Origin of the sequence: uncultured Slackia sp., assembly GCF_944321625.1 — a bacterium.
Lineage (GTDB): Bacteria > Actinomycetota > Coriobacteriia > Coriobacteriales > Eggerthellaceae > Slackia.
This window is the reverse complement of the sequence record NZ_CALUMA010000026.1, coordinates 24,686-46,313: the sequence shown is the minus strand read 5'-3', so window position 1 is coordinate 46,313 and position 21,628 is coordinate 24,686. Positions and strand designations below refer to the sequence as shown.

Sequence of the window (21,628 nt, the reverse complement as noted above, 5' to 3'; positions counted from 1 at the left end):
ACCAACCAAGGAGCACCATTGGACATCATCACCGCGCTCGCACGCGAGCTTAATCTGCCTGCCGCACGCATCCAAACCGTCATCGACCTGATCGACGGCGGGGCAACCATTCCGTTCATCGCGCGCTACCGCAAGGAGGCGACCGGCGGCATGGATGACGCCACGCTGCGCACGCTCGACGAGCGCCTGACCTACCTGCGCAACTTGGAAACCCGCAAGCAGGAGGTCATCCGCGCCATCGACGAGCAGGGTAAGCTCACGTCCGACCTACGCGCCGCCATCGAGGACGCCACAATCATGCAACGCGTGGAAGACCTCTACAAGCCCTTCAAGAAGAAGCGAGCCACCCGCGCGTCCAAGGCGCGTGACGCGGGCCTTGAACCCCTGGCTAACCTCATCCTTCTGCAATCCACCGCCAAGGGCGACCCGCTTGCCATGGCCTCCCGCTACGTGAACGCCGACGCCGGCTTCGCCACGCCGGAGGCCGCCCTTCAAGGCGCTCAGGACATTGTGGCCGAAACGATCGCCGAAGACCCCGAGAGTACCGCCGACCTGCGCGCATTCACCCGCAAGACCGCCGACCTCGCCGTGGATGCCACCGACGCTTCCGAGAAAACCGTCTACGAGCCCTACTACGACTTCTCAGAGCCCACGCGCCGCATCCCCAACCACCGCGTGCTCGCTATCAACCGCGGCGAGAAGGAGGGCAAGCTGCGCGTGCATGTGCGGGTTGACCAGGACGCCGCCATCGCCCGCCTCTCCCGCCGCATGCCGCGCCGCCACGGCATCTTCGCCGATGCGTTGGATGCGGCCATGGCCGACGGATACAAGCGCCTGATGGCGCCCTCGCTCGAACGCGAGCTGCGCGCCGAGCTCACCCGCCGCGCCCAGGAAGACGCAATCGCCGTGTTCGCCAAAAACACCAAGAGCCTGCTGTTGCAGCGCCCCGTGCGCGGCGCCCGTGTGATCGCGTTGGACCCCGGATACCGCACGGGTTGCAAGGTGGCTGTGCTGGACGAAACCGGCAAGCTGCTGGATTACACCACCGTCTACCCCACCCCGCCGCGCTCCGACACCGCGGGCACCAAACGCACGCTGGCCGCCTTGGTGCGCAAGCACCGCATCAACACCATCGTCATAGGCAACGGCACCGCCAGCCGCGAAACCGAAGAGGTGGTGTCTGACTTCATCGCCGAGAGCGCGCCCGACGTGCGCTACACCATCGTGAACGAAGCCGGTGCCTCGGTGTATTCAGCTTCCAAGCTGGCAAGCGAGGAATACCCCGATCTGGACGTCACCACGCGCGGCGCCATGAGCCTGGGCCGCCGCCTGCAGGACCCGCTTTCTGAGCTGGTGAAAATTCCGCCCGCCTCCATCGGCGTGGGCCAGTACCAGCACGACCTCGACCAGGCCGAGCTGGGCCGGGCGCTTGCCGTGGTGGTGGAAGATGCCGTGAACAGCGTGGGCGTGGACCTCAACACCGCGAGCGCGAGCCTGTTGAGCTACGTATCGGGCATCACGCCCACCGTAGCGCGCAACATCGTGGCCTATCGCGAAGAACACGGACCCTTCGCCAGCCGCGCCCAACTTAAGAAGGTGCCCAAGCTTGGCCCCAAGGCGTTCACCAACTGCGCGGGCTTCCTGCGCATCGCCGGCGGAACCAACCCGCTCGACGCCACCAGCGTGCACCCCGAAAGCTACGATGTGGCGAAACGCCTGCTAGAACGCTTGGGGCTCAAGCCTTCCGTGCTCGCGCAGGGCGGCATCCCCGATATAGCGAAGCGCGTGGGCAACGTGGAGACGATGGCCGCACAGCTGGGATGCGGTGCTCCCACCCTGCGCGACATCATTGCCGAGCTGGAAAAGCCCGGACGCGACCCGCGCGACGACGCACCCGAGGTGGTGTTCAGCCGCTCGGTCAAAAGCCTCGACGACCTGCGCGAAGGCATGGAGCTCACCGGCACCGTGCGCAACGTGGTGGATTTCGGCGCGTTCGTGGATATCGGCGTGAAGCAGGACGGCCTGGTGCATGTGTCCAAGATGGCCGACCGCTTCGTGAAGCACCCCAGTGAGGTGGTGAGCGTGGGCGACACCGTGACCGTATGGATCACTGGCATCGATCGCGACCGCGGCAAAATCTCGCTCTCTATGGTAAAAGGGAGATAGTTGAGAGAAAGGTGGCAAGCATGGCATCCGAGGGAAAAGCGTGCGCATGGAGGACATCGAGAATCCGCTCATGCGCGACATCCGCATCCTGGACAAACTCGTGGACGAACTTGCCAAAGGCCGCCCGATGGAAAAGGTGCTCCGAAGCGCTGATGCGAAGTAGCCCCCTCGACGGCGAAGGCGGCGCGCTACCGTTCCCTATCCTCATCGGCGGCCAAGAGTTCGCGCAGGTCGGCGCGGGGTACCTTGGCTGCCAGCGGCTTACGCAGATAGCACAGCTTGTCCTCGCACTGGGCGCACGTAAGACGCGCATTGGTGCGCTCGTCGAAACGCTCGGGGTGGCGAATGGCGGCAAGCTCCCACCGCACGAGGATGACCAGCGCCATCGCAATCAGCAGCCATGCTTGGCGAAATCGGTGAAATCACACGCCCGGGAGTAATGCCGCGCATCAAGAATCGTTTTGCGCGGAACGCACCAAGCGAGCAAAGGACCTAAGCGCTCACCATACCGCAATGCGCGCCGCCCTCGCAGGACCATTTCGCTCTTGCCGAAAACCCGAGGTCGTGACCTACACTTATTCGATTACAGGGCGCGCCTAGATGTATTTCCGAAAAGTAAGCGGCCGCCCGGAATCGAGGCATCATGAACCGCATTTCCTTGGACGCCAAACGTCACTGCTCCAACAGGCCCAACAGCATGCCAGGCATCTTTCTGGCGATTATGGCGATGACGTTCGCGTTGCTGCCATTGTCGCCGCTCGCCGCTCTTCCGGCGTTTGCGGCACCCGAACCAGACGCCGCAAACTCATCATCCGAAAGCGCCATCGACTCATCCAACGAGAGCGAAACCCCTCCGGCGACCGATGCGTCGTCCTCAGCCGCCGCGCCCCATCTGTCCAAAATCGCCGACCCCGACACTTCAGCGACCTGGAAGAACATGTTCAGCGACCCCGCAAGCGAAGACGGATTCCGCGTGTCCACGCAGGACGTCGGACGCATCTGGGTAGACAAATCGGTCTACGCCACATCCGCCGATGCCCAGGCAGCGGGCATCGTAGACCCAACGCTCGCCGACCCCGATCTTGACTTCCTCGTGGGGCTCTCCGCCATCTCATCCGCCGCCGCCATACGCACCGAACAAACGGCGCCGCACGACGTGGTGTTCGTGATAAGCCTCAATTCGACGCTCGGCTCCTACACCTACAACGGCAAGCCCTATGGCGAATACCTTGCTACCGCCCTCAACGAAGCAATCGGCCGACTCATGGACGAGAATTCCGACGACATGGGGCCCGCTGAGCCCACGCGCATCGCCGTGATCGGCTATTCCATCGACGCCACCGTGCTCATGCAGCTGGACACCTACACACCGAACGATGCGGGCGACTACATCACGTTCTCGAAATCGGTGGGAGGAAAGCCCGGGTTCCACATCGTCGCAACGCCCGACACGTCAGACACGGCAACAGCAGACGGCAAGTTCGGCGGCCACGCATACCTCCAGCGTGCCATCGCACTCGCAGGCGACACACTTTCTGACGCTGGCAGCCAGGCCACGGCCGACAACCCGCGCGCGCCCGAACTCGTGGTGATGGGCACCGAGGTCGCCACGGCAGCCAACGTGAACATCGCAGAGCCGCCCGTCTACAAGGGCGAGGCGCAGGGTGACGGCGGTTTTCTGGGGTCGCTTCCCACCGGGTACAACATCGGATACGGCACCGACGTGGCGCTTGCCACGCTGCTCACGATGCAGTACGAAATCAACCGAGTGAACCAGGCGTACGCGGCATCCGGTGCCTCTCTGAGCCTCTACACAGTGGGCCTTGACGCCCAGGCGATGGGGCAATACGTGCTCCAAACAGCCCAGGAGCAGACGAACGACGAAATCGAAGGCACGGGAGAGGCGCTGGGAACCAACCTGTGCGACAACATCAGCGAGGCGCGCGCCGCCTACGCCCAGGCGGCTGAAGCAGGCGAAGCCTCCGTCACGCTCTCGCTTTATTCCGCCGGCAAAAGCGACCTGCAGGCGCGTGACATCACGTTCCCTAACCCGATGAAAAGCCTGCTCAGCCCTGACAACGATTACGCGTTCCACGGCGCCACCGAATACTTCGCCGCGACGGACGCGGGAGCCCTCCCCGACTCGTTCAACGCCGCGGTCGATCGCATGCTGGACATCGAATACAACTCGCCGGTGAATTTCTCGCCCTCCGCCAGCATCGACCCAGCCGAGCGATTCCATATCCAGGACAACCTGGGCCAGTACATGAACGTGAAGCGCGTAAGCGGCATCGAATTCCAGGGACGCCTCCTGGACGGATCCCTTGCTGCCGCCGCCGTGGCGACAAGCTTCGCAGACCCGTGGGATATCGAGGCATACCACGAGGTCCAATACCTCATGTATTCGCTTAACTCCCGTTACAACCTGGGATGGGGCGCATACAACCTGCTCTACGACGCGTTCACCGACGGACAGATCGCCTATTCGAACAAAACCGATTTTTCGAACTTCGCCGCTTGGTACGTGGACGACGACCACGCCATGGTGCCCAGCGATTCTCAAGGGTACACATTCGCTTCGAAGGCTGAGCTTTCCGCCGTCGAATCGGGCCATTGGCGCGAGAAGGCCGACGACGCCACCCGCACGAAAATCGAGGCAGCGCAATCCGCAGGAGCGACCGCCGTATGCCAGACGTACTTCTACATCGGCAACCTGCAGAACCAATACACCGGCGCCGATGTGCCGCTTTATGACTTCGTGGTCATGGTCGAAACGAATCTGGAAACAGGAAACCAGGAGCTTTTGCTTTCCATTCCTGCACAGAGCATCCCGGCGCTGAAATGTTATATCACGCAGCGCACCGACGGCAGTGTGGCCATGGAGCTGAGCGATGACGCGGCACAGCTTTCCCCCATAAAGCTCGTGTTCGAAGTAGGCCCGCGTGAAGACGCCGCCCAGATTGCGCAACGCGTCATGGCGGGCGAGGAGGTTGCGCCCGATGAAATCAAGGCCGCATTAGGAGACGAAGCGGTCGATGAATCGGGCGAACTGCGTCTCTACGAAGCTGCGTTCAAGGACGGCGGAGCGGAGGGGATAACGCCCGAATCCGTCATGTCGACCATCACGGCAAGCACGAATGGCTACTATTCGTTCCTGCGTGACACGCCGTTATTCCAGCTCAAACCAGGACAGATGGTTGCGGAAGGCGCGCAACCCACGGCCGATCAGCTCGACCCGCTCACATCGGCGCCCCAGGCGAATTCCACCTACTATTACGAGGATGCGTATTTCGAAGCCTCGGGGCTCACGCCTGATTCTTCGGCGCCCGCACACGAATCAACAGCCTACATCCCCTATACGATAGGCGCCAACGCGGACGAGACTTCGCAGTATTTCGCACCTGACGATTCCGGGCAATACTGCGCGCTCGCCCATACGCCGAAGTTCGGTTTGTCGGCGCTCGTGGAGGACTATGCCAAGGACCCCAACGCAACCGAATCCGCCCCGTTTACCAAGCAGCTTTCTTTGAGCGATTACACCGCTTTGGGCAAGCCGCTCCTCCGCGCGCGTCTAGGCAACAACGGCGTCCTGGAACTCGCCTACGCGCCGAAGGATGAGCCCGATGTTCCAGACGACCCCGGCGAGCCTGATAACCCGGACAACCCCGAAGACCCCGGGGACGACAACAACCCCGACGTGCCCGATAATCCAGGAGAACCAGATAATCCGGACACGCCGGACAATCCCAACCAGCCAAGCGACCCTGATCAACCTGATGATCCCGACACGCCCGACAACCCCGAACGGCCCGAAGACCCCGGCAATCAAGAAACGCCGGGAAGCTCCAATCACCCCAACACGAACCCAGGAGACACCGCAGAAACGCCGAACCAAACTCCCAACGGCCCCGGTAACCCCTCCCATGAATCGAACGGCACGGATAACGCCGCATCGAACGACAAAACCATTGCCGCGACGAACGACCTTGCAGCGCCTCTCGTCACATTCTCCGCTATCGTCACACTTGTCACCGGAATAGTCATCGCAATCGCCGCATTCAAGCGCACATCTTCCCGAAAGTAGCCTTCTCTGGACCCGTGAAGCACAAAGGGCCGAGCATCATGCTCGGCCCTCAACATCATGTCGATTTCGAACGCGCCCAACCCTAACGTCCGACATCTCACTGAGCGTGTTCCTCGAGGCGCGCCTCGATTAAATCCAACAACTCCTGTTTGGAATGCACATTGGTCTTGGCATAAATGTGCTTGATATGGGTCTCGATAGTGCTCTTGGAAATCATCATGGCTTCTCGCATATAGGGAACCGACCTGCCCCTACCCAAATACTGCAACACCTCAGCCTCGCGTGCCGAAAGCTTGAATTCCTTGGCTATTTCGTCCATAGCGTCCTGACGCCCGTACGCCGATGTCTCCTCCTGGTCGCCGATGGCAACTCCGTCGACGGCGAATTCGCCTCCGCCCTTAAATTCGTCGAACCTCCCCTGCAAATGCAGGAACAGCGGAAGCATAACCACACAGGCACAAATCAGAAAGAGACAGACAGCAACCACGTCCGCACCAGACCGCGTCGCCCAGACATTCAGCAAACCTCCCAGCAGAAAGCCCAGCTGGACCACCGCCCTAAAGATGCCGAATGTCTCACTTGGCAAGCAGAGCCTGTGCGCAGTGATGCGGGCGAAAATCGCATAGAACAGCACTTCGACGCATAGCGCCGCCGAACAGGCAAGAACCGCCGCGCACATGTTGGAGAGCGGAGTCCTCAACGCGCAAAACGATAAGGAAAACACGATAAGCGGAATCGCCCACTCATAGAGAAACGAGAAATTCATCCTCCTGGTATGGGCAATAGCGAATATGGCGATAGCTCCCGTCAAAATTCCTCCGGCGATATAGAACACGATGAAATCCTGCACTTCCACCGTGAATTGCATCATAGGAAACCCCGTGACCACAAAACCCGTCGCGATGCTGCACGCCATAGAGCAGAGCGCAAGTCGGGAAAGAGGAAGGACAACGCGCGAGAATGGCTCCTTTGGCGTGGGGAACACATATTCCTCTTGTTGAGCGTTTTCACCAAGCAAGAGCATCATGCATGAAACAAGCGGCAGCAGAGCCGACACCACTCCCGATACGGGCGAAGGCAAGAGGTACACCACCAATGCCGCGAGCACGAAGACCGCGAGTGACGAAGGAATGCATGACTCTGCCGTCTCCTGATCGATGCGACAAAATAGCTCACCCCAAGCGACCCATAGCAATGCCGAAGCCAATCCGCCCATCGCGCTGACCGCTAAAAGCAGCGGCCCCGACGGAACGATGAAGAACAGAAGAGTCGCCGCCGAAACAACCGCGGCAGACGCAAAGACAGATTGAGGCTTCAGCGGAATCTCTTTATGTGGACGAAACACAATCGCCAGCAAACCCACCGCCGAAAACAAAAGCGAAGTACGCAGCGTAGTGAAGGCCGCCACAGAATTATCGGCCGAAAAGATGCCATGAGAAAACCAGGAGCAATATACCCAGGCAAGCAGTAGGCCAAGGCCGAAATACCTAATCCTCGCCCTTTCCAGAAACGAATCGAGCGAACGAACCCAAGCAAGCATATTTCCCTCCGACCGCATAACCCCTCTGCAGCGCCATTCTAGTTTGATACATCCCCATAAGCAACTCACGTGAAACAGGGGATGCTTTTGATCTGGCAAAACGAGAATTCACGTGTTAACACGATGGCGCATGCGCGCAAAAAGACGCACAGTAGTGGAGTCGATACCGGTGAGGGCGAAACCCCGCCGGACGACATCCGGGGACTATGCGAAAGACGCGAGGGAGGCGCCTTTCGCAATGAAAGGAGACAAGGATGAGCAAGACCGAACTGACTCGTCGCAACTTCCTCACAGGAGCGCTTGTCGCAGGCGCTGCAGCCACCATGGGATTGGCAGGCTGCTCGCCCTCGACCAGCTCGAGCTCCGAGGAAACGAGCGACGCCCCTGCGGAGGGTACGACCGAAGCAACCGCCGCCACGAGCGACACCCCCGCATGGCTGGGTGAGGCGCCTGCTATCACCGACGAGGACTGCGTCGAAACCGTCGACACCGAGGTGTTGGTGGTTGGCGCCGGATGCTCCGGCTTGGTAGCGGCCAACTTCGCCGCCATGGAAGGCGCCAAAACCCTTCTCATCGAGAAATACGAGGTGGGCACTGGTCTGCGCGGATCCGCCATCGGCGCCGTGGGCTCCAAGAAGCAGAAGGAGGCCGGCGTTGACATCGACCCCCTGGAAATCTGCAACGACCTGGTGCACTATTCGCTGAATAACTCTTCGTTCGACCTGCATCGCCTGTGGGCCGACAATTCCGCCGAAGCTGTTGACTGGTACTGCGACCTGTGCGACGGCGTTGACCAGTGCAAGATCGACCTCGAATGGCTCATGCCGCCCCATGAGACCCGCTACAAGTGCTGGCCTACCGGTCATGGCGCCATGCTCGATAACGGCAAAGCCGGCAAAGATGAGGCAAGCGCCGAGGGTGTGACCTACAAGATTATCGAGGGGAACTTCCTCGCCCAAGACGGCGCCGAGCTCAGGTACCAGACCGGCCTCGAATGCCTGATCAAGGACGGCGACAAGGTGGTGGGCGCCTACGCATCCAACGCCGACGGCGAATACATCCGCATCAACGCTTCCAAGGGTGTCATTGTAGCGACCGGCGGCTACGCTAACAACGCCGACATGTTCATGGCGCTGCAGGCCGATTCCGCCAAGAGCCTGTGCGGGGTGGTTCCTTTCGCCAACTTCAACGCCCAGGGCACGGGCATCAAGGCGTGCCTGTGGGCGGGCGCCGTCAAGGATGTCAACCCCACCTGCATGGTCTTCGACCGCGGCCTCATGCGTCCCGACCAGCTGCCCGGTAGTCCCTTCGACATGGATTTCGCGTACTTCCACATGGCGACGCAGCCCTTCCTCAAGGTGGACATCGAGGGCGAGCGCATCACCAACGAATCCTCGCCGTACGACTTCCTGCCGCACGCGCTGGCGCAGAAGAGCTCTCAGCGCGCCTGGTTCAACATCTGGGATTCCAACTGGCCTGAGGATATCGACCGCTTCCGTACCATTGGCTGCTCGACGCTGATCAAGCGCGAAGGCACCAACCAGATGGACCCCGAAGGCGTGGACGGAACCACAGCAATCATCGACGAGATGGTGGAGAGCGGCCTGATCATCAAAGCCGACACCCTCGAGGAGATTGCCGACGCGTTTGGCATCGATAAGGAGACGTTCCTGAAGACCGTCGAGGATTACAATGCCCTCTATGATGCCCAGGAAGACACCCAGTACGGCAAAGAGGCGTGGCGCCTGTCCGAGCTGCGCAATCCTCCGTACTACGCCTGCAAGCTTTCCGGCATGGTGCTGTGCACGCTCGACGGCATCAAGATCAACACGAAGTTCCAGGCGCTCGACGCCGAGAACCAGCCGATTGAGGGCCTGTATGTCATCGGCAACGACTCGGGCAATTACTACAATGGCACTTACCCGAACCTTGCCGCCGGTCTTAACGCGGGCCGCTGCGTGACCTTCGGCATGCTGTGCGGCAGGCAGGTCGCCAACTTGTAACACGTTCCTTACGAAGCGCATTCGCCCGGCATCCGCGCCGTCGGCGAATCCATACCCTCCCCTCCCTTGAATGGGGCGCCGCGCTGCCGGCGTCCCATTCACGTATACGCCAATTACCGTCCCCTATGCTGCATTTTTGTGCATCCCCACCATTCTGAAACGGCAACGACACGTGCATCATGCACAATGAAGCCCAACAAAAACCGGAGCAAGTCGAATGCGACGGACAATCGTTCCGCCGAAAGGAAAGAGGCTTACATGGGCAGCAAATACCTCATCGTGGTAGACATGCAAAACGACTTCATCGACGGCGCGCTGGGCACGCCCGAGGCGCAGGCCATCGTCGATGCCGTGGTGCGCAAGGTGCAGGACTTTCCCGGGCGCGTGGTGTTCACACTGGACACGCACCAGGCTGACTATCTGCAAACGCAGGAAGGGCGCAACCTGCCGGTGGAGCACTGCATAGAGGGAACGCACGGGTGGCAACTCGCCGAAGCGCTTGAGAGCATCCGCGCCGAACACGACCTGCCCGCCTACCGCAAGGTCACGTTCTGCTCGGTGGAGCTCGCGCAGGATCTGGCACGCGAGAACGCACAGGAACCCATCGAGAGCATCGAGCTCGTGGGGCTGTGCACCGACATCTGCGTGGTGTCCAATGCGCTTATGCTCAAGGGCTTCATGCCCGAGGTTCCCATCAGCGTGGACGCGCGCTGCTGCGCCGGTGTGACGCCCGAGGCGCACGAGGCCGCCCTCGCCACCATGGCAAGCTGCCAGATCGCAGTGGAGCGCTAGACCCCTGCGCCAACCTCGCACCCGCCCGGAGCGCCTAAACCCTGCACTCCCCGCCATCGCCCCGCTTGCCGCCATCACGCTCCCCCGCTAAGATTGCCCCAGTTAATCGAAACAGATGGAGGCACGCATGAAGGCGCTGGTACATGACGGATACGGCAACATCTCGCTGCAGGAGCGGCCGATGCCGCACATCGAGGAAGCGGCCGATGCCATCGTGCGCGTAACGCGCTCTACTATCTGCACGAGCGACCTGCACATCATGCGCGGCGCCGTGCCCCGCGCGCTTCCCGACACCGTTCTGGGGCACGAGTTCGTAGGCATCATCGAGGAGGTCGGAGGCGACGTGGCAGGTCTTGCCCCCGGCGATCGCGTGGCCGTGAACTGTGAGACGTTTTGCGGCACGTGCTATTTCTGCAAGCACGGTTGGGTGAACAACTGTGTGCACGGCGGCTGGGAGTTGGGATGTCGCATCGACGGCTGCCAGGCCGAGTTCGTGCGCGTGCCTTTTGCCGCTAGCGCTTGCACGCCTATCCCCGATTCCGTGAGCGACGAGGACGCGCTCTTTTTGGGCGATATCCTCGCTACCGGTTGGTGGAGTGCAAAAATCGCCGAAATCGAACCGGGCGGCACGGTTGCCGTCATTGGCGGAGGACCCGTGGGCATCGCCACCATGATGTGCGCACGCCTCTACGATCCAGGCTGCATCATCCTCATCGAACGCGACCCGGCACGCGCAGAGCTTGCCAATAAGCTGCGCCTCGCCGATCGCCTCATCAACGGCGACGCGCCCCTCGACACCATCGAGCTGGCGGTTCAGGCCCTCACGCGCCACGGCGGCGCTGATGCCGTGATTGAGGCGGCAGGCGGGAGCACCACATTCGAGATGGCGTGGCGCATCGCACGTCCCAACGCCGTCGTGGTGGTTTCCGCCATGTACGAGCAAGACCAGATTCTGCCCCTGCCCCGCATGTACGGCAAGAACCTCACGTTCAAGACCGGCGGCGTGGATGCAAGCGGGCTAGACGAAGTGATGGCGCTCATCGAGGCGGGCAAGCTCGACACAGGCTGCCTCATTTCGAAGCGCTACCCGCTCAACGACATCCTCGAGGCGTACCGCGCGTTTGAGGCGCACGAGGACGATTGCCTCAAGGCGGTCATCACGCCCTGGGAGGATCGATGAGCAACGAGACTGCGATTCTGCAAAGTGAATCTGCCTGCAGCGGGCACGTGCAGGAGGGGCTGACCTTCTCCGAAAGCGCGCCCGCCGCAGCCCTCCCGGACGGCCTTGATCTGCTCGAAACTGATGCCGGCCTGACGCTTGCGGGCGACGGCATGACGCTGCGCGCCGATTTCAGCGAGATGATTCCCCGCATCAAGCAAGGTCGCCTTCAGCAGGAGCTTCTGGTGCGCGCCGCCAAGATAAAGGGAGCAGAAGAGCCTTTGGCGGTGGACGCTACCGCTGGATTCGGCCAGGATTCGCTGCTGCTTGCCGCCGCAGGGTTCCGTGTGCTGCTGTTCGAACGCAACCCCGTCATCGCGGCGCTTTTGCGCGATGCCCTGCGCCGAGCGGCGTCCGTCCCCGAGCTCGCCGACGCCATCGCGCGCATGTGTTTTATCGAGGGCGACAGCGTGGCTGCGCTCAATGGCATGGGTTCGGTCGATGACGGCGCGCACGCCGGCGGCGCGTTGCGGCAGCCTGACGTGGTATACCTGGATCCGATGTTTCCCGCGCGCACAAAAAGCGCCGCAGTCAAAAAGAAATTTCAGCTGCTCCACCACTTGGAGCAGCCCTGCGAGGACCCTGACGCGATGCTGCATGCCGCGCTTGCCGCGAAGCCTCGCAAAATCGTGGTGAAACGCCCGCCCAAGGGCCCCTATCTGGCGAACGTGAAGCCCAGCTATTCGCTTGCGGGCAAAGCGGTGCGCTATGACGTCATCGTTCCGCCGCGGGGCTAACGCCGCCCGTGCGTCGGCGACAACGGTTGCCGTCGATGGGTCCAAACCCGGCCGGCCATGCTGCGCTGCATTCTTGCGTCTACTGCGGCTTCGACGTCAGATGCCAGCCGCCGCAGTAACGGCACTTGTAGCTACGCAGACCACGCGTCCCGTGCTCGGCGCACAAACGGATGGCCTCTTCTGCATCGGCATGACTCGAATAGCGGTTCTTTGACGCACATGCCTTCTCGTAGAGCGCCTCGTCGTGCTCCATCGCCTGCTGCTCGCTCCGCTCTTCTTCGCGTGCGAAAATGTCATCCAAGCCGCCAAGACCGCCCTCGCCCAGCTGCGACTTAAACGCAGCAACCTTCTTCATATTCGCCGAAGGCTTCCTGCTCTTGCCCATAACGCCTCCATCCGCCTGCACCGTGCACCGAAGCCGCAACGCCCAACGGCACCGGAATTACCCCGATGGCTCCGCTCTTTCTCACGAAGAATTGTATCGCACTTGCCCTGGCAGGTTTCTGCTGTCGCCGCATCAGAAAAGCTCGAACGTTCACGCAGCAAGATACGCCATTCGAAATCGACGGCGTATGAGCAATTACGACTCCCACCGCCAATCGGCTTTACACTCGTTGGCCGCCTCTTCGAAGTTGCGCTTGACGATACCCAAATCAACCGAATTCCAACCGCCCGTTTTGGTAGCCTCGGCCTTGACCGTTCTGCCGCCGGCTCGCAGCGTGATGCGGAAGTTTTGATTGTTCATGGCGGTGGGCGCGAGCTGCGCGGCTTCCATGGCGGCACCAAACCATGCAGGAGCCGGTGCGCTCTCTATAACGCTCAGTTCTGAGACGGATTTCGTCTTGCGCGGCTTCCCCTGAGTTTTGCCGTAGCCAATCGCCATCCCCAGACGCACCTTCTTGCCATCCGTAAGTTTCGCTTTGGATTTCTTGCGCGCCATGATGGCGACCCAACAGGTGTTGAGCCCCATCTCCTGCGCCGCAAGTGCGATACGCTGCCCCCAGTAACCAATGGCCTCGTCCGCCTCCGACCCCTTCGCCAGAAATGCAATGTGGGTGCTCGCTCCGCGAACGATCCCAAAACGAGCAACGATGTTGAACGCCTCGGGATTGTCGGTCACCAACTGAATATCCAACCCACTGCAAACCGCCACGTCGGCCACCAGGTTCTTGAGCATATACAATTTATTGCCCTCAATCGGCGTGTCCTCGTAATCGCGCACCGAATGACGCGCGCGAATAGTGTCCATGACGCCCATATTGTCCTCCCATCGAAATTGCAGGATTGCCCTTTCCGCTTAACTACTTTACGCATGGCACACGACGGAAACAACCGGACGTTGCGATAGAATGGGCGTTTGTCATCGAGTCGTTATCAGATGGGGGTACCCCATGAACATAGCCGTGTACTGCGGGTCGAGCTCCGCTAAGAACCCGCATTTCACCGAATGCGCCCGTGAACTGGGCGAATGGATTGCTCGCAATGGCCATACACTGGTCTATGGCGGCAGCTCCATCGGGCTGATGGGCGTGGTTTCGCGCGCTGCGCTGGACGCAGGCGGCAAGGTGTACGGCGTGGAACCACGCTTCTTCATCGAAGCCGGCGTGGCGCAGCATGACCTCACGCACCTCTACGTGACCGACGATATGACGCAGCGCAAGGCGAAGATGATTGAGCTCGCCGATACGTTCGTCGCCATTCCGGGTGGTGTGGGCACTCTGGAGGAGATTTCGGAAATCTTTTCGCGCATCAGGCTGGGGCTTGGACCGGACGAATGCTTCCTCATGAACATCGACGGCTTCTACAACCCGCTGCGTGACCTGCTTCGGAGCATGTTTGACCAGGGATTTCTCTCGCAGGTCGATATCGACCGCATCCACTTCCCGGAAAGCGTGGAAGAGTTCGCCGGCATGCTGGACGAGTCGCAGAAGAACCCCGCCCAACACCTTGCCACCGCACCGGAAATGATCGCGCAGTAGCCCCGGAAGCAGAAGCGCAATGTCGTGCCCCTCCCCAACATATCGAATTCTTAACCGTGGCGACGGGTCGCCGTCAATCATCTACGTAGTCGACTCGGTGGAGCATCCGTTTGATATTGCCTCGATAGCAGAAGGCCTTTCTTCAGCAGTGGCTTCCATTCCAATCGCCAACTGGAATGATACGCTCACGCCATGGCCAGCGCCGGTATTTTACGACGATGAGCCTTGGTTCGGCGGGCATGGGAGCGAGACGCTTGAGGAACTGACCTGTCGCACGATCCCCGCCATCGAAGCAGGGCTGGGCATCGCTCCCGACGTCGAAAGCCCTCATTCGCCCCTCCCCCGCAAAGGAAGCAGAACAATCAAGCGTGCCATCTGCGGATATTCGCTGGGAGGCCTGTTCGCGCTTTACGCATTCGTAAACGACACTCGTTTCGATGCGTGCGCAAGCATTTCGGGTTCGCTGTGGTATCAAGGCTGGATGGACTATATCCGCGAAAAAACGGGGTGCGCGCCCTCCAAACCTGCCGACGTCAATCGATTCGATGGACACGAGAGATACGCGTTTCTCTCCGTCGGCAAAAAGGAATGCAAGTCAGGCTTGCCTCTATTCCGTTGCGTCGAAGACAACATGCACGCGAGCGCCGACCTGCTCCGCGACGCCGGTTGCCAAGTGGACACGGTAGTCGGTCCCGGCAACCACATGCAACACATTCCCGAGCGCTTCAAAGCAGCGCTTGGAGCATTAGACGCATTCCTTACGGATTCGTAACTCATTCATCCTCGGCTTTAAATGATTCTATGCAACACACGATAGACCCATTATTGGGACAAGCGGCACAACGCAATCTGCCACAATCCACAGCAGCAACCCCAACCACGACACAAGGAGGAATCTTTCATGGGCTGCCTGCTGAACCTGATACTTGCTCCGTTCACGATGCTTGCCGTGATATGCGGTCTTAACAAATAGCAAAAGCCGCCGTACACCGCCCGCAGTTCATCGCCCATTGAACCCCTGGCATTCTTGCTCTACCATGGCGTGATGCCATTACCCCGCGCCCTCGCTGTAGCGGTCTAGGGCGCGGAATGTATGTGAGCCGTGCGCAACCCATCGCTCGCATGTGAACAAGCACTACGCCATCAAGGGAGGTGACCCGCCGTGTCGCGCATTGACTTCGACGCTATTCCGGCGTCTACATATAAGCTGCTCCTCATCATCGTGACCGCCATTTGGGGATCCACCTTCATTATGATGAAAGACGTCGTAGGCTCCATTGAACCTGCGTGGCTGATAGGCATTCGCTTTTTCTCGGCTGGAGTCATCCTGCTCATCGCGCTGCGCAAGCACGTGGCGCGCTTCATCTCGCGCAAGGTGGTGAGCATGGGCGTGCTACTGGGAATCTTCGATTTCACGGCCTTTCTTTTTCAGACCATTGGCCTCCAGCATACCACGCCCGGCATCAATGCGTTCCTCACCGCCACGTACTGCGTAATCGTGCCGTTCATCTGGTGGATTGTCGCGCGCCGCCGCCCCACGCTCATCAACGTGACCACAGCCCTGTTCGCCCTCGTGGGCATCTGGCTGGTCTCGGTGAGCAGCTCCGATTCTGGGCTGACGTTGGGCATCGGAGAAGGGCTCACGCTGATCGGCGCCGTGATGTTCGCCGTGCACATCGTGTTCGTGTCCAAGTTCTCGCAGCTCGGCGACGTACTCACGCTCACCGTGCTCCAATTTCTCACCGAAGGCGCCTGCGGCCTTCTGGTGGGCGCCGCGTTCGAAACCGCGCCGACGCTTGCCGCGTTCACGCCCAGCGTTGTGGCCCAGCTCGTGTTTCTCGTACTCTTCGCCAGCATCTTCTGCTTCGGCACACAGAACATCGCCCTGGCGCACGTGCCGCCTGCTCAAGCATCGCTATTCTTGAGCCTCGAATCGGTATTCGGCGTCATCTTTAGCGTCGCGCTCTACGGCGAGGTTCTTACCGCACGCCTCATCATCGGCTTCGTCGTCATCTTCATCGCCATCGCAGCAAATGAAACGCTGCCCCAGATGGGCGACAGATTCCTTAAGAAGAAGCAACGAAGCTCGACAAAATGAGAGCCCGACTCTTCCCCAACGCCCCACGCCACCGTTCCGCTCGCCAATCCTCCATGCCTCACCGCGCTTGATGGCCGAGGGGAAACATGCCATCCAATTTCTGCAGCTCGCAGCAACACAATGCAGCCACCATGCCTGCCTTTGAGCTCTTAGCGCGCCGCCATGGGAGACGCGGCACGGTATCGGATAGACATTGCGCGTATTTCGACCACAATGGAAAACATAATCGTTGCGCCGGGCGCCCCGCCGCGAGCCCGACATTCTGCCACAGTCTATTCTGGCCGGCTTCGTGCTGAAACACTCCTTATATGTACCTTTTGGCTAACCTAATGCTGAAAAACGCTTTAAATGCACTCCGCCTGAAGGCGTTCCACTCGGAAATTGCGTGGCATAGCAACAATGATCAGGCGTTTTCGCATTCCTGCAAGCGTGCGAAAACGTCAGGCAGGCTTTACAAGGGAAACGTCGTGCGCATATAAGGCGTTTCTCAACAACGGCAGGCCCGATTCATGCATATAAGGCTTTTTCAAGCACAGAGGGGCGTGACCCATCATCGCCAGATCCAAAAGGCAAGCAAATGGCCAAACAAAAAGCGGAGCCCGAAGGCCCCGCTGAAAAACGCGATCTTTTACGCACCAACACAAACGAAACGCCCGCAGGGCCAGACCGCTTGCCTGCCCAGCACTCCGCTACATCCCCAGCTCTTTGACCTTTGCCATGGCCTCGGCCTTGGGGGTCTTCCAGTCCTCGGAGTCGTCGCCGCGAGCCTCCATGTTCTCCTCGACGCCGTCCGCAGCGTTCAGGCGCTTGAAGTAGTCGCGCGCCTCCTTGGCCACCACGCCCGACAGCGCGAACAGCGCAATCATATTGGGCACGGCCATGCACGCGTTGAAGATGTCGGCGATGGTCCACACGGCCGAAACGGTCATGTAAGGGCCGATGAAGATGCACAGGATGTACAGCCAGCGATACGCCTTCACGCCCCGCTTGCTGCGGTTGCTGAAGTACTCGAGGCAGCGCTCGCCGTAATAGCTCCAACCCAAGATGGTGGTGAAGCCGAACAGCGCCAGGCACACCATGAGCACGAACGACACGACTTCGCCCGGCAAGAACGGCAGACCCGCCTGGAACGCCGCCGTGGTAACGGCCGCGCCTTCAAGACCGATCTCATACGTGTCGGTAAGCACAAGCGCCAAGCCGGTCATCGAGCAGATGATCATGGAGTCGATGAACGTCTGCGTCATGGACACCAGGCCCTGACGCGCGGGCTCTTTGGTCTGAGCGGCAGCCGCCGCGATAGGAGCAGAACCCAGACCGGCCTCGTTAGCGAAGATGCCGCGCGCCAGGCCCATCTGCATGGCGATCAGGATGGCGCCCAGCATGCCGCCGCCGAATGCCTGCAGGCCAAACGCGCTGCTCACGATGGTCACGATAGCGGCAGGAATCTTATCGATGTTGTAGATGATCAGCGCGAACGAGAACACCAAAAACACCACGACCATAGCGGGGACCACGCGCTCGGACACCGTGGCGATGCGCTTCACACCGCCGATGATAACCAGCCCCGCGCAGATGGCGACAATCAGGCCGCCGATGATGGTCGCGACGGAAACCTGCACTCCGATCAGCGGAACAGTGACCAGGTAGGCGTTGTTGGGGTCGAAGAACCCGTTCACGGCGCTGGAGATGGAGTTGACCTGCGTGAACGTACCGATGCCAAACAGACCAACGCACATGCCGAAGAACGCGAACACCTTGGCGAGCCACTTCCACTTCTGGCCCATGCCGTTCTCAATGTAATAGAACGGACCGCCCAGCACGTGGCCCGCGTCATCCATGGTGCGGTACTTCACGGCAAGCAGGCCCTCGGAGAACTTGGTGGCCATGCCGAACAGCGCCGCCATCCACATCCAGAACAGCGCGCCCGGGCCGCCGGTCACCACGGCGGTGGCGATGCCCACGATGTTACCCGTGCCCACCGTGGCGGACATGGCGGTACACATGGCCTGGAAGCTGGAGATCTCGCCGCGGCCGTCCTTCTCGTTGCTGAACGTGTACTTCAGCGCTTTGGGAAGCCACTTGAACTGCAGGCCGCGCAGACGGATGGTGAGGAAGATACCGCCCACAAGAATCAGGGCGATGAGGGGCGGACCCCAGATAAGGCTGTCGATGGTGGTGAGCAGCTGATTGAAAGCGTCCAAGATGATCCTCCTTCTTAGCTTCAGACGTTTCCTTTGAGCTGCGTATCCTGCGCATCCGGCAACGCATACGCGTCACATGGAATTTGCAGGCGTTCTGAAGTTTTCCAGAAGGAAGAAGTGCGCGACGCCTAAGTAGGAGGCGTCTTGCTCTGTCCTTTGGCCTGAGAGTTTCGATGCGAATCTCGCATCTTGCCCCTTCGGCACCCGGCTTGCCCGGGATTCTCCAGAGGCCCCATCCACATCCAGTCTTGCCTTGCGCAATCCAGGACGCTTCAACGGGGAAACGCAAATATGTGGTCGATATTGTAAATGCCGAAAAGCGTTTGTCAAGACACGCTTTAGCGTGAAAAAGCGAATGGCGAAAATCCAAGGCATCACAGCAATCAGTAACAAAAGACGCGCCGCACTGACACCCCCTATCATTTACGTCGCCCCCCGTTAACGCCCCTGGCATGCAAAAGCTCCCGGCGATGAGCGCGCGCCGGGAGTCCAAAGGAGGTTTGCCATCAGGCGAGCCCCGAGCGTACGGCGACGCTCGGCGGCTCCGCGATGATTACATGCACGTATAGCCGCCGTCGACGGGAACCATGATGCCCGTGACGTAGGAAGAAGCGGGCGATGCCAGGAACAGGACCGCGGTATCCAGCTCGCCCTCGTTGCCGTAGCGCTCAGCGGGAATCATGGTGCGGGCGTTGGCCTGGAAGAACTCGCTGTCCAGCGTCTCCTTGGTGAGCGGCGTGTAGAAATAGCCGGGGCAGATGGCATTGACGTTGATGCCCTTGACCGTCCACTCGGCGGCAAGCGCGCGGGTGAGGTTGACCACGCCGCCCTTGGCCGCATGGTACGGCGAGGAGCCCGCCACCTTGTTGCCCACCAGACCATACATGGAGGCGATGTTGATGATGCGACCGTAGCCGGCAGGAATCATGGCCTTCTTGGCAACCGCGCGGGCCACCTTGAACGTGCCAAACAGGTCGATGTCCATCTCGTGGCTGAACTGCTCGTCGGTGATGTCTTCGGCGGGAGCGACGGCACCCGTGCCGGCGTTGTTGATCAGGATGTCGATGCGGCCGAACTTGTCCATGACTTTATCGACCATATCCTCCACCATCTGGGTATCGGTCACGTCGCAGCGCACGGCGAACGTCGGAACGCCGAATTCCTGGGCGATCTCGGCAGCTACCGCATCGATCTTCTCCTGACGGCGCGCGATGGGAACGATCGTGGCGCCCTGGCTTGCCAGCGCCTTTGCCATCTGCACGCCCAAACCGCCCGAGCACCCCGTGACGATGGCGACCTGCCCGCTCAAATCGAAGTAGTTCTTCATGCGATACGCTCCTCACTCTTCATAACGACATGCGCGACGCTGCCGCGCGCGCCTATCACCTATAGCGGCGAGCGCATCCCGAACGCGCGCTCGTCTTGCTACCTGCAAATTGGCAAGGCGGTCCACCTCGCCCGATTGCGACTCGGATATCCTTTGCTATATAAAAGGTAGCAAATACCAAAGCGTCGCGCATGCCCTGTTAGATGAACGGGCGATATAGGCTGTTATCAGGCATTTTATGTTTCCGCAATGTTTCACGCCTCCGGCGAACGGCAAACAGAGCGCCCCGTTGTCCTCCATGGCCCTCATGTCACACGCTCAAACCATCCCCGTGCGCATATGCACAGAGCTGACTTCGTCCCATGGCCAAGGTTGAACGTTACCGCCTTTGAAACTGCCCGATTTCTCCTCCTCCTCAGACCCCGCATGTTCTACCATGGATGGCAACAAAGGCTGGCGCGCTTCGCACCCTACGTCGCGCCGGCACCCCGACGACAGATGGGAGGCCCTATGGCTAACATCAAGGAAACCTACGTCGACTACCTGGGCTTTAAGACCTACTGCAAGATTTTTGAGCCCGAAAACCCCGATCCCGCCAAAAAGCCGCTGCTGGTGCTGCACGGCGGCCCGGGCGATTGCCACAACTACCTGCTCACCTATGGCGAGCTGGCCGACCGCGTGGGGCGCCGCGTCATCTTCTACGACCAGATCGGCTGCGGCAAATCCATGATTCCTCACCAGGAAGACGATTTCTACACCTACGACCTCTGGGTGAACGAGTTCTACACCGTGCGGGAGGCACTGGGGCTTGATGACATCCACCTGTTCGGCAATTCGTGGGGCGGCATGCTGGGCATGCTCTGCATGATGAAGGACGACACGGGCGTGAACTCGTTCGTCATCAACAGCTCGCCCGTGCGCATCCAGACCTGGCTGGACGAAGCGAACCGCCTGCTCAAATACATGCCGCAGGACATGCAGGACGCGCTGGCCGAGGCAGAGCGCACCGGCAACTACGATACGCCCGAGGCCAAGGCCGCGGCTGACGAGTATTACAAGCGCCACGTGGTGGGCTTCTCCGAGAACGACCCGAATTACCCGCAGATGGTGAAGGAGTCGTGCGCCGGCGTGGGCGAATGCTACATGATCATGCAGGGCGCAAGCGAGTTCGTGGTCACCGGCAAGATGCGCGACTGGGACATCCGCGAAGGCGTGAAGAGCATCAAGATTCCCTGCATGGCGCTCTCCGGCACCGACGACGAGGGCACGCCCTACACCATCAAGGAAGGCGTGGACCTGATTCCCGACTGCGAGTGGACGCTCATCCAGGGCGCCCCGCACATCGCCAACGCCACGCACCCCGAGGAATGCCTGCAGGCAGTTGAAGGTTTCATCAGCCGCTTCGACTAGGCCAGGAGAACAAGTGCGGTCATAAGGCTTCATGCCGCTGAGCAAACGGGCGCTTGCCGTCGCAAAACGCGA

General features: G+C 60.5%; 17 protein-coding genes and 1 riboswitch. Of the genes, 11 read left to right on the top strand and 6 right to left on the bottom strand.

All coding sequences use genetic code 11. The annotated features are described in order from the left end of the window. The first annotated feature begins 18 nt into the window (after positions 1-18). Positions 19-2,166 carry a Tex family protein gene (locus tag Q0J60_RS02415; RefSeq protein WP_294438636.1) on the top strand — a complete coding sequence of 716 codons (2,148 nt, stop codon included), beginning with the start codon at positions 19-21 and terminating at the stop codon, positions 2,164-2,166. A gap of 46 nt (positions 2,167-2,212) precedes the next feature. Next, a complete protein-coding gene (locus Q0J60_RS02410; RefSeq protein WP_294438635.1) occupies positions 2,213-2,329 on the top strand; it encodes a DUF2200 family protein in 117 nt (38 codons plus the stop codon). A 25-nt stretch (positions 2,330-2,354) separates the two neighbouring features. Here the strand turns inward: Q0J60_RS02410 and Q0J60_RS02405 are convergent, their stop codons facing one another. After that, a complete protein-coding gene (locus Q0J60_RS02405; RefSeq protein ID WP_294438634.1) occupies positions 2,355-2,552 on the bottom strand; it encodes a hypothetical protein in 198 nt (65 codons plus the stop codon). 257 nt (positions 2,553-2,809) lie between these two features. On the opposite strand from Q0J60_RS02405, the gene Q0J60_RS02400 reads away from it, so the two are divergent. Continuing rightward, positions 2,810-6,250: a hypothetical protein gene (locus tag Q0J60_RS02400; RefSeq protein WP_294438633.1), complete on the top strand. Its 3,441-nt coding sequence runs from the start codon at positions 2,810-2,812 to the stop codon at positions 6,248-6,250. 97 nt (positions 6,251-6,347) lie between these two features. Here Q0J60_RS02400 and Q0J60_RS02395 read toward each other — a convergent pair whose 3' ends face one another. After that, entirely contained in the window at positions 6,348-7,889 is a 1,542-nt protein-coding gene (locus tag Q0J60_RS02395) for a response regulator transcription factor (protein ID WP_294438632.1), read from the bottom strand. 155 nt (positions 7,890-8,044) lie between these two features. Between Q0J60_RS02395 and Q0J60_RS02390 the strand changes: the two genes are divergently transcribed. From Q0J60_RS02390 to Q0J60_RS02375, 4 genes are all read left to right on the top strand, one after another. Continuing rightward, positions 8,045-9,793, top strand: coding sequence for an FAD-binding protein (locus tag Q0J60_RS02390; protein WP_294438630.1), 1,749 nt, complete (start codon positions 8,045-8,047; stop codon positions 9,791-9,793). 258 nt (positions 9,794-10,051) lie between these two features. Further along, entirely contained in the window at positions 10,052-10,585 is a 534-nt protein-coding gene (locus Q0J60_RS02385) for a cysteine hydrolase family protein (protein ID WP_294438629.1), read from the top strand. Positions 10,586-10,712: 127 nt separating this feature from the next. Beyond that, a complete protein-coding gene (locus tag Q0J60_RS02380; protein WP_294438628.1) occupies positions 10,713-11,765 on the top strand; it encodes an alcohol dehydrogenase in 1,053 nt (350 codons plus the stop codon). Continuing rightward, entirely contained in the window at positions 11,762-12,541 is a 780-nt protein-coding gene (locus tag Q0J60_RS02375) for a class I SAM-dependent methyltransferase (RefSeq protein ID WP_294438627.1), read from the top strand. The genes Q0J60_RS02380 and Q0J60_RS02375 overlap by 4 nt, the downstream gene beginning before the upstream one ends. A gap of 79 nt (positions 12,542-12,620) precedes the next feature. Here the strand turns inward: Q0J60_RS02375 and Q0J60_RS02370 are convergent, their stop codons facing one another. Together Q0J60_RS02370 and Q0J60_RS02365 are read right to left on the bottom strand one after the other, a co-directional pair. Continuing rightward, on the bottom strand, positions 12,621-12,926 hold the full coding sequence (locus tag Q0J60_RS02370; protein WP_294438626.1) for a hypothetical protein: 306 nt from the start codon (positions 12,924-12,926) through the stop codon (positions 12,621-12,623). A gap of 195 nt (positions 12,927-13,121) precedes the next feature. Beyond that, positions 13,122-13,790, bottom strand: a complete 669-nt coding sequence (locus Q0J60_RS02365) for a nitroreductase family protein (RefSeq protein WP_294438654.1) — start codon at positions 13,788-13,790, stop codon at positions 13,122-13,124. A 142-nt stretch (positions 13,791-13,932) separates the two neighbouring features. Between Q0J60_RS02365 and Q0J60_RS02360 the strand changes: the two genes are divergently transcribed. The 3 genes from Q0J60_RS02360 to Q0J60_RS02350 all read left to right on the top strand — a co-directional run bounded on the left by Q0J60_RS02360 (position 13,933) and on the right by Q0J60_RS02350 (position 16,618). Next, positions 13,933-14,520 (top strand): TIGR00730 family Rossman fold protein, encoded by a 588-nt coding sequence (locus tag Q0J60_RS02360; RefSeq protein WP_294438625.1) that lies wholly within the window; start codon positions 13,933-13,935, stop codon positions 14,518-14,520. A 148-nt stretch (positions 14,521-14,668) separates the two neighbouring features. Continuing rightward, positions 14,669-15,292 carry an alpha/beta hydrolase gene (locus tag Q0J60_RS02355; RefSeq protein WP_294438624.1) on the top strand — a complete coding sequence of 208 codons (624 nt, stop codon included), beginning with the start codon at positions 14,669-14,671 and terminating at the stop codon, positions 15,290-15,292. A 390-nt stretch (positions 15,293-15,682) separates the two neighbouring features. Further along, positions 15,683-16,618 carry a DMT family transporter gene (locus Q0J60_RS02350; protein WP_294438623.1) on the top strand — a complete coding sequence of 312 codons (936 nt, stop codon included), beginning with the start codon at positions 15,683-15,685 and terminating at the stop codon, positions 16,616-16,618. A 689-nt stretch (positions 16,619-17,307) separates the two neighbouring features. On the opposite strand, the gene Q0J60_RS02345 is transcribed toward Q0J60_RS02350, so the two are convergent. Together Q0J60_RS02345 and Q0J60_RS02340 are read right to left on the bottom strand one after the other, a co-directional pair. Beyond that, positions 17,308-18,819, bottom strand: coding sequence for a sodium:alanine symporter family protein (locus tag Q0J60_RS02345; RefSeq protein ID WP_294438622.1), 1,512 nt, complete (start codon positions 18,817-18,819; stop codon positions 17,308-17,310). Between the two features lie 139 nt (positions 18,820-18,958). Then, a riboswitch (glycine riboswitch) is annotated at positions 18,959-19,056 on the bottom strand. A gap of 316 nt (positions 19,057-19,372) precedes the next feature. Further along, positions 19,373-20,146 (bottom strand): SDR family oxidoreductase, encoded by a 774-nt coding sequence (locus Q0J60_RS02340; protein WP_294438621.1) that lies wholly within the window; start codon positions 20,144-20,146, stop codon positions 19,373-19,375. Between the two features lie 510 nt (positions 20,147-20,656). Between Q0J60_RS02340 and Q0J60_RS02335 the strand changes: the two genes are divergently transcribed. Further along, the gene (locus tag Q0J60_RS02335; RefSeq protein ID WP_294438620.1) at positions 20,657-21,556 is read left to right on the top strand and encodes a proline iminopeptidase-family hydrolase; all 900 of its coding nucleotides are present in this window, start codon (positions 20,657-20,659) and stop codon (positions 21,554-21,556) included. Positions 21,557-21,628 lie beyond the last annotated feature (72 nt).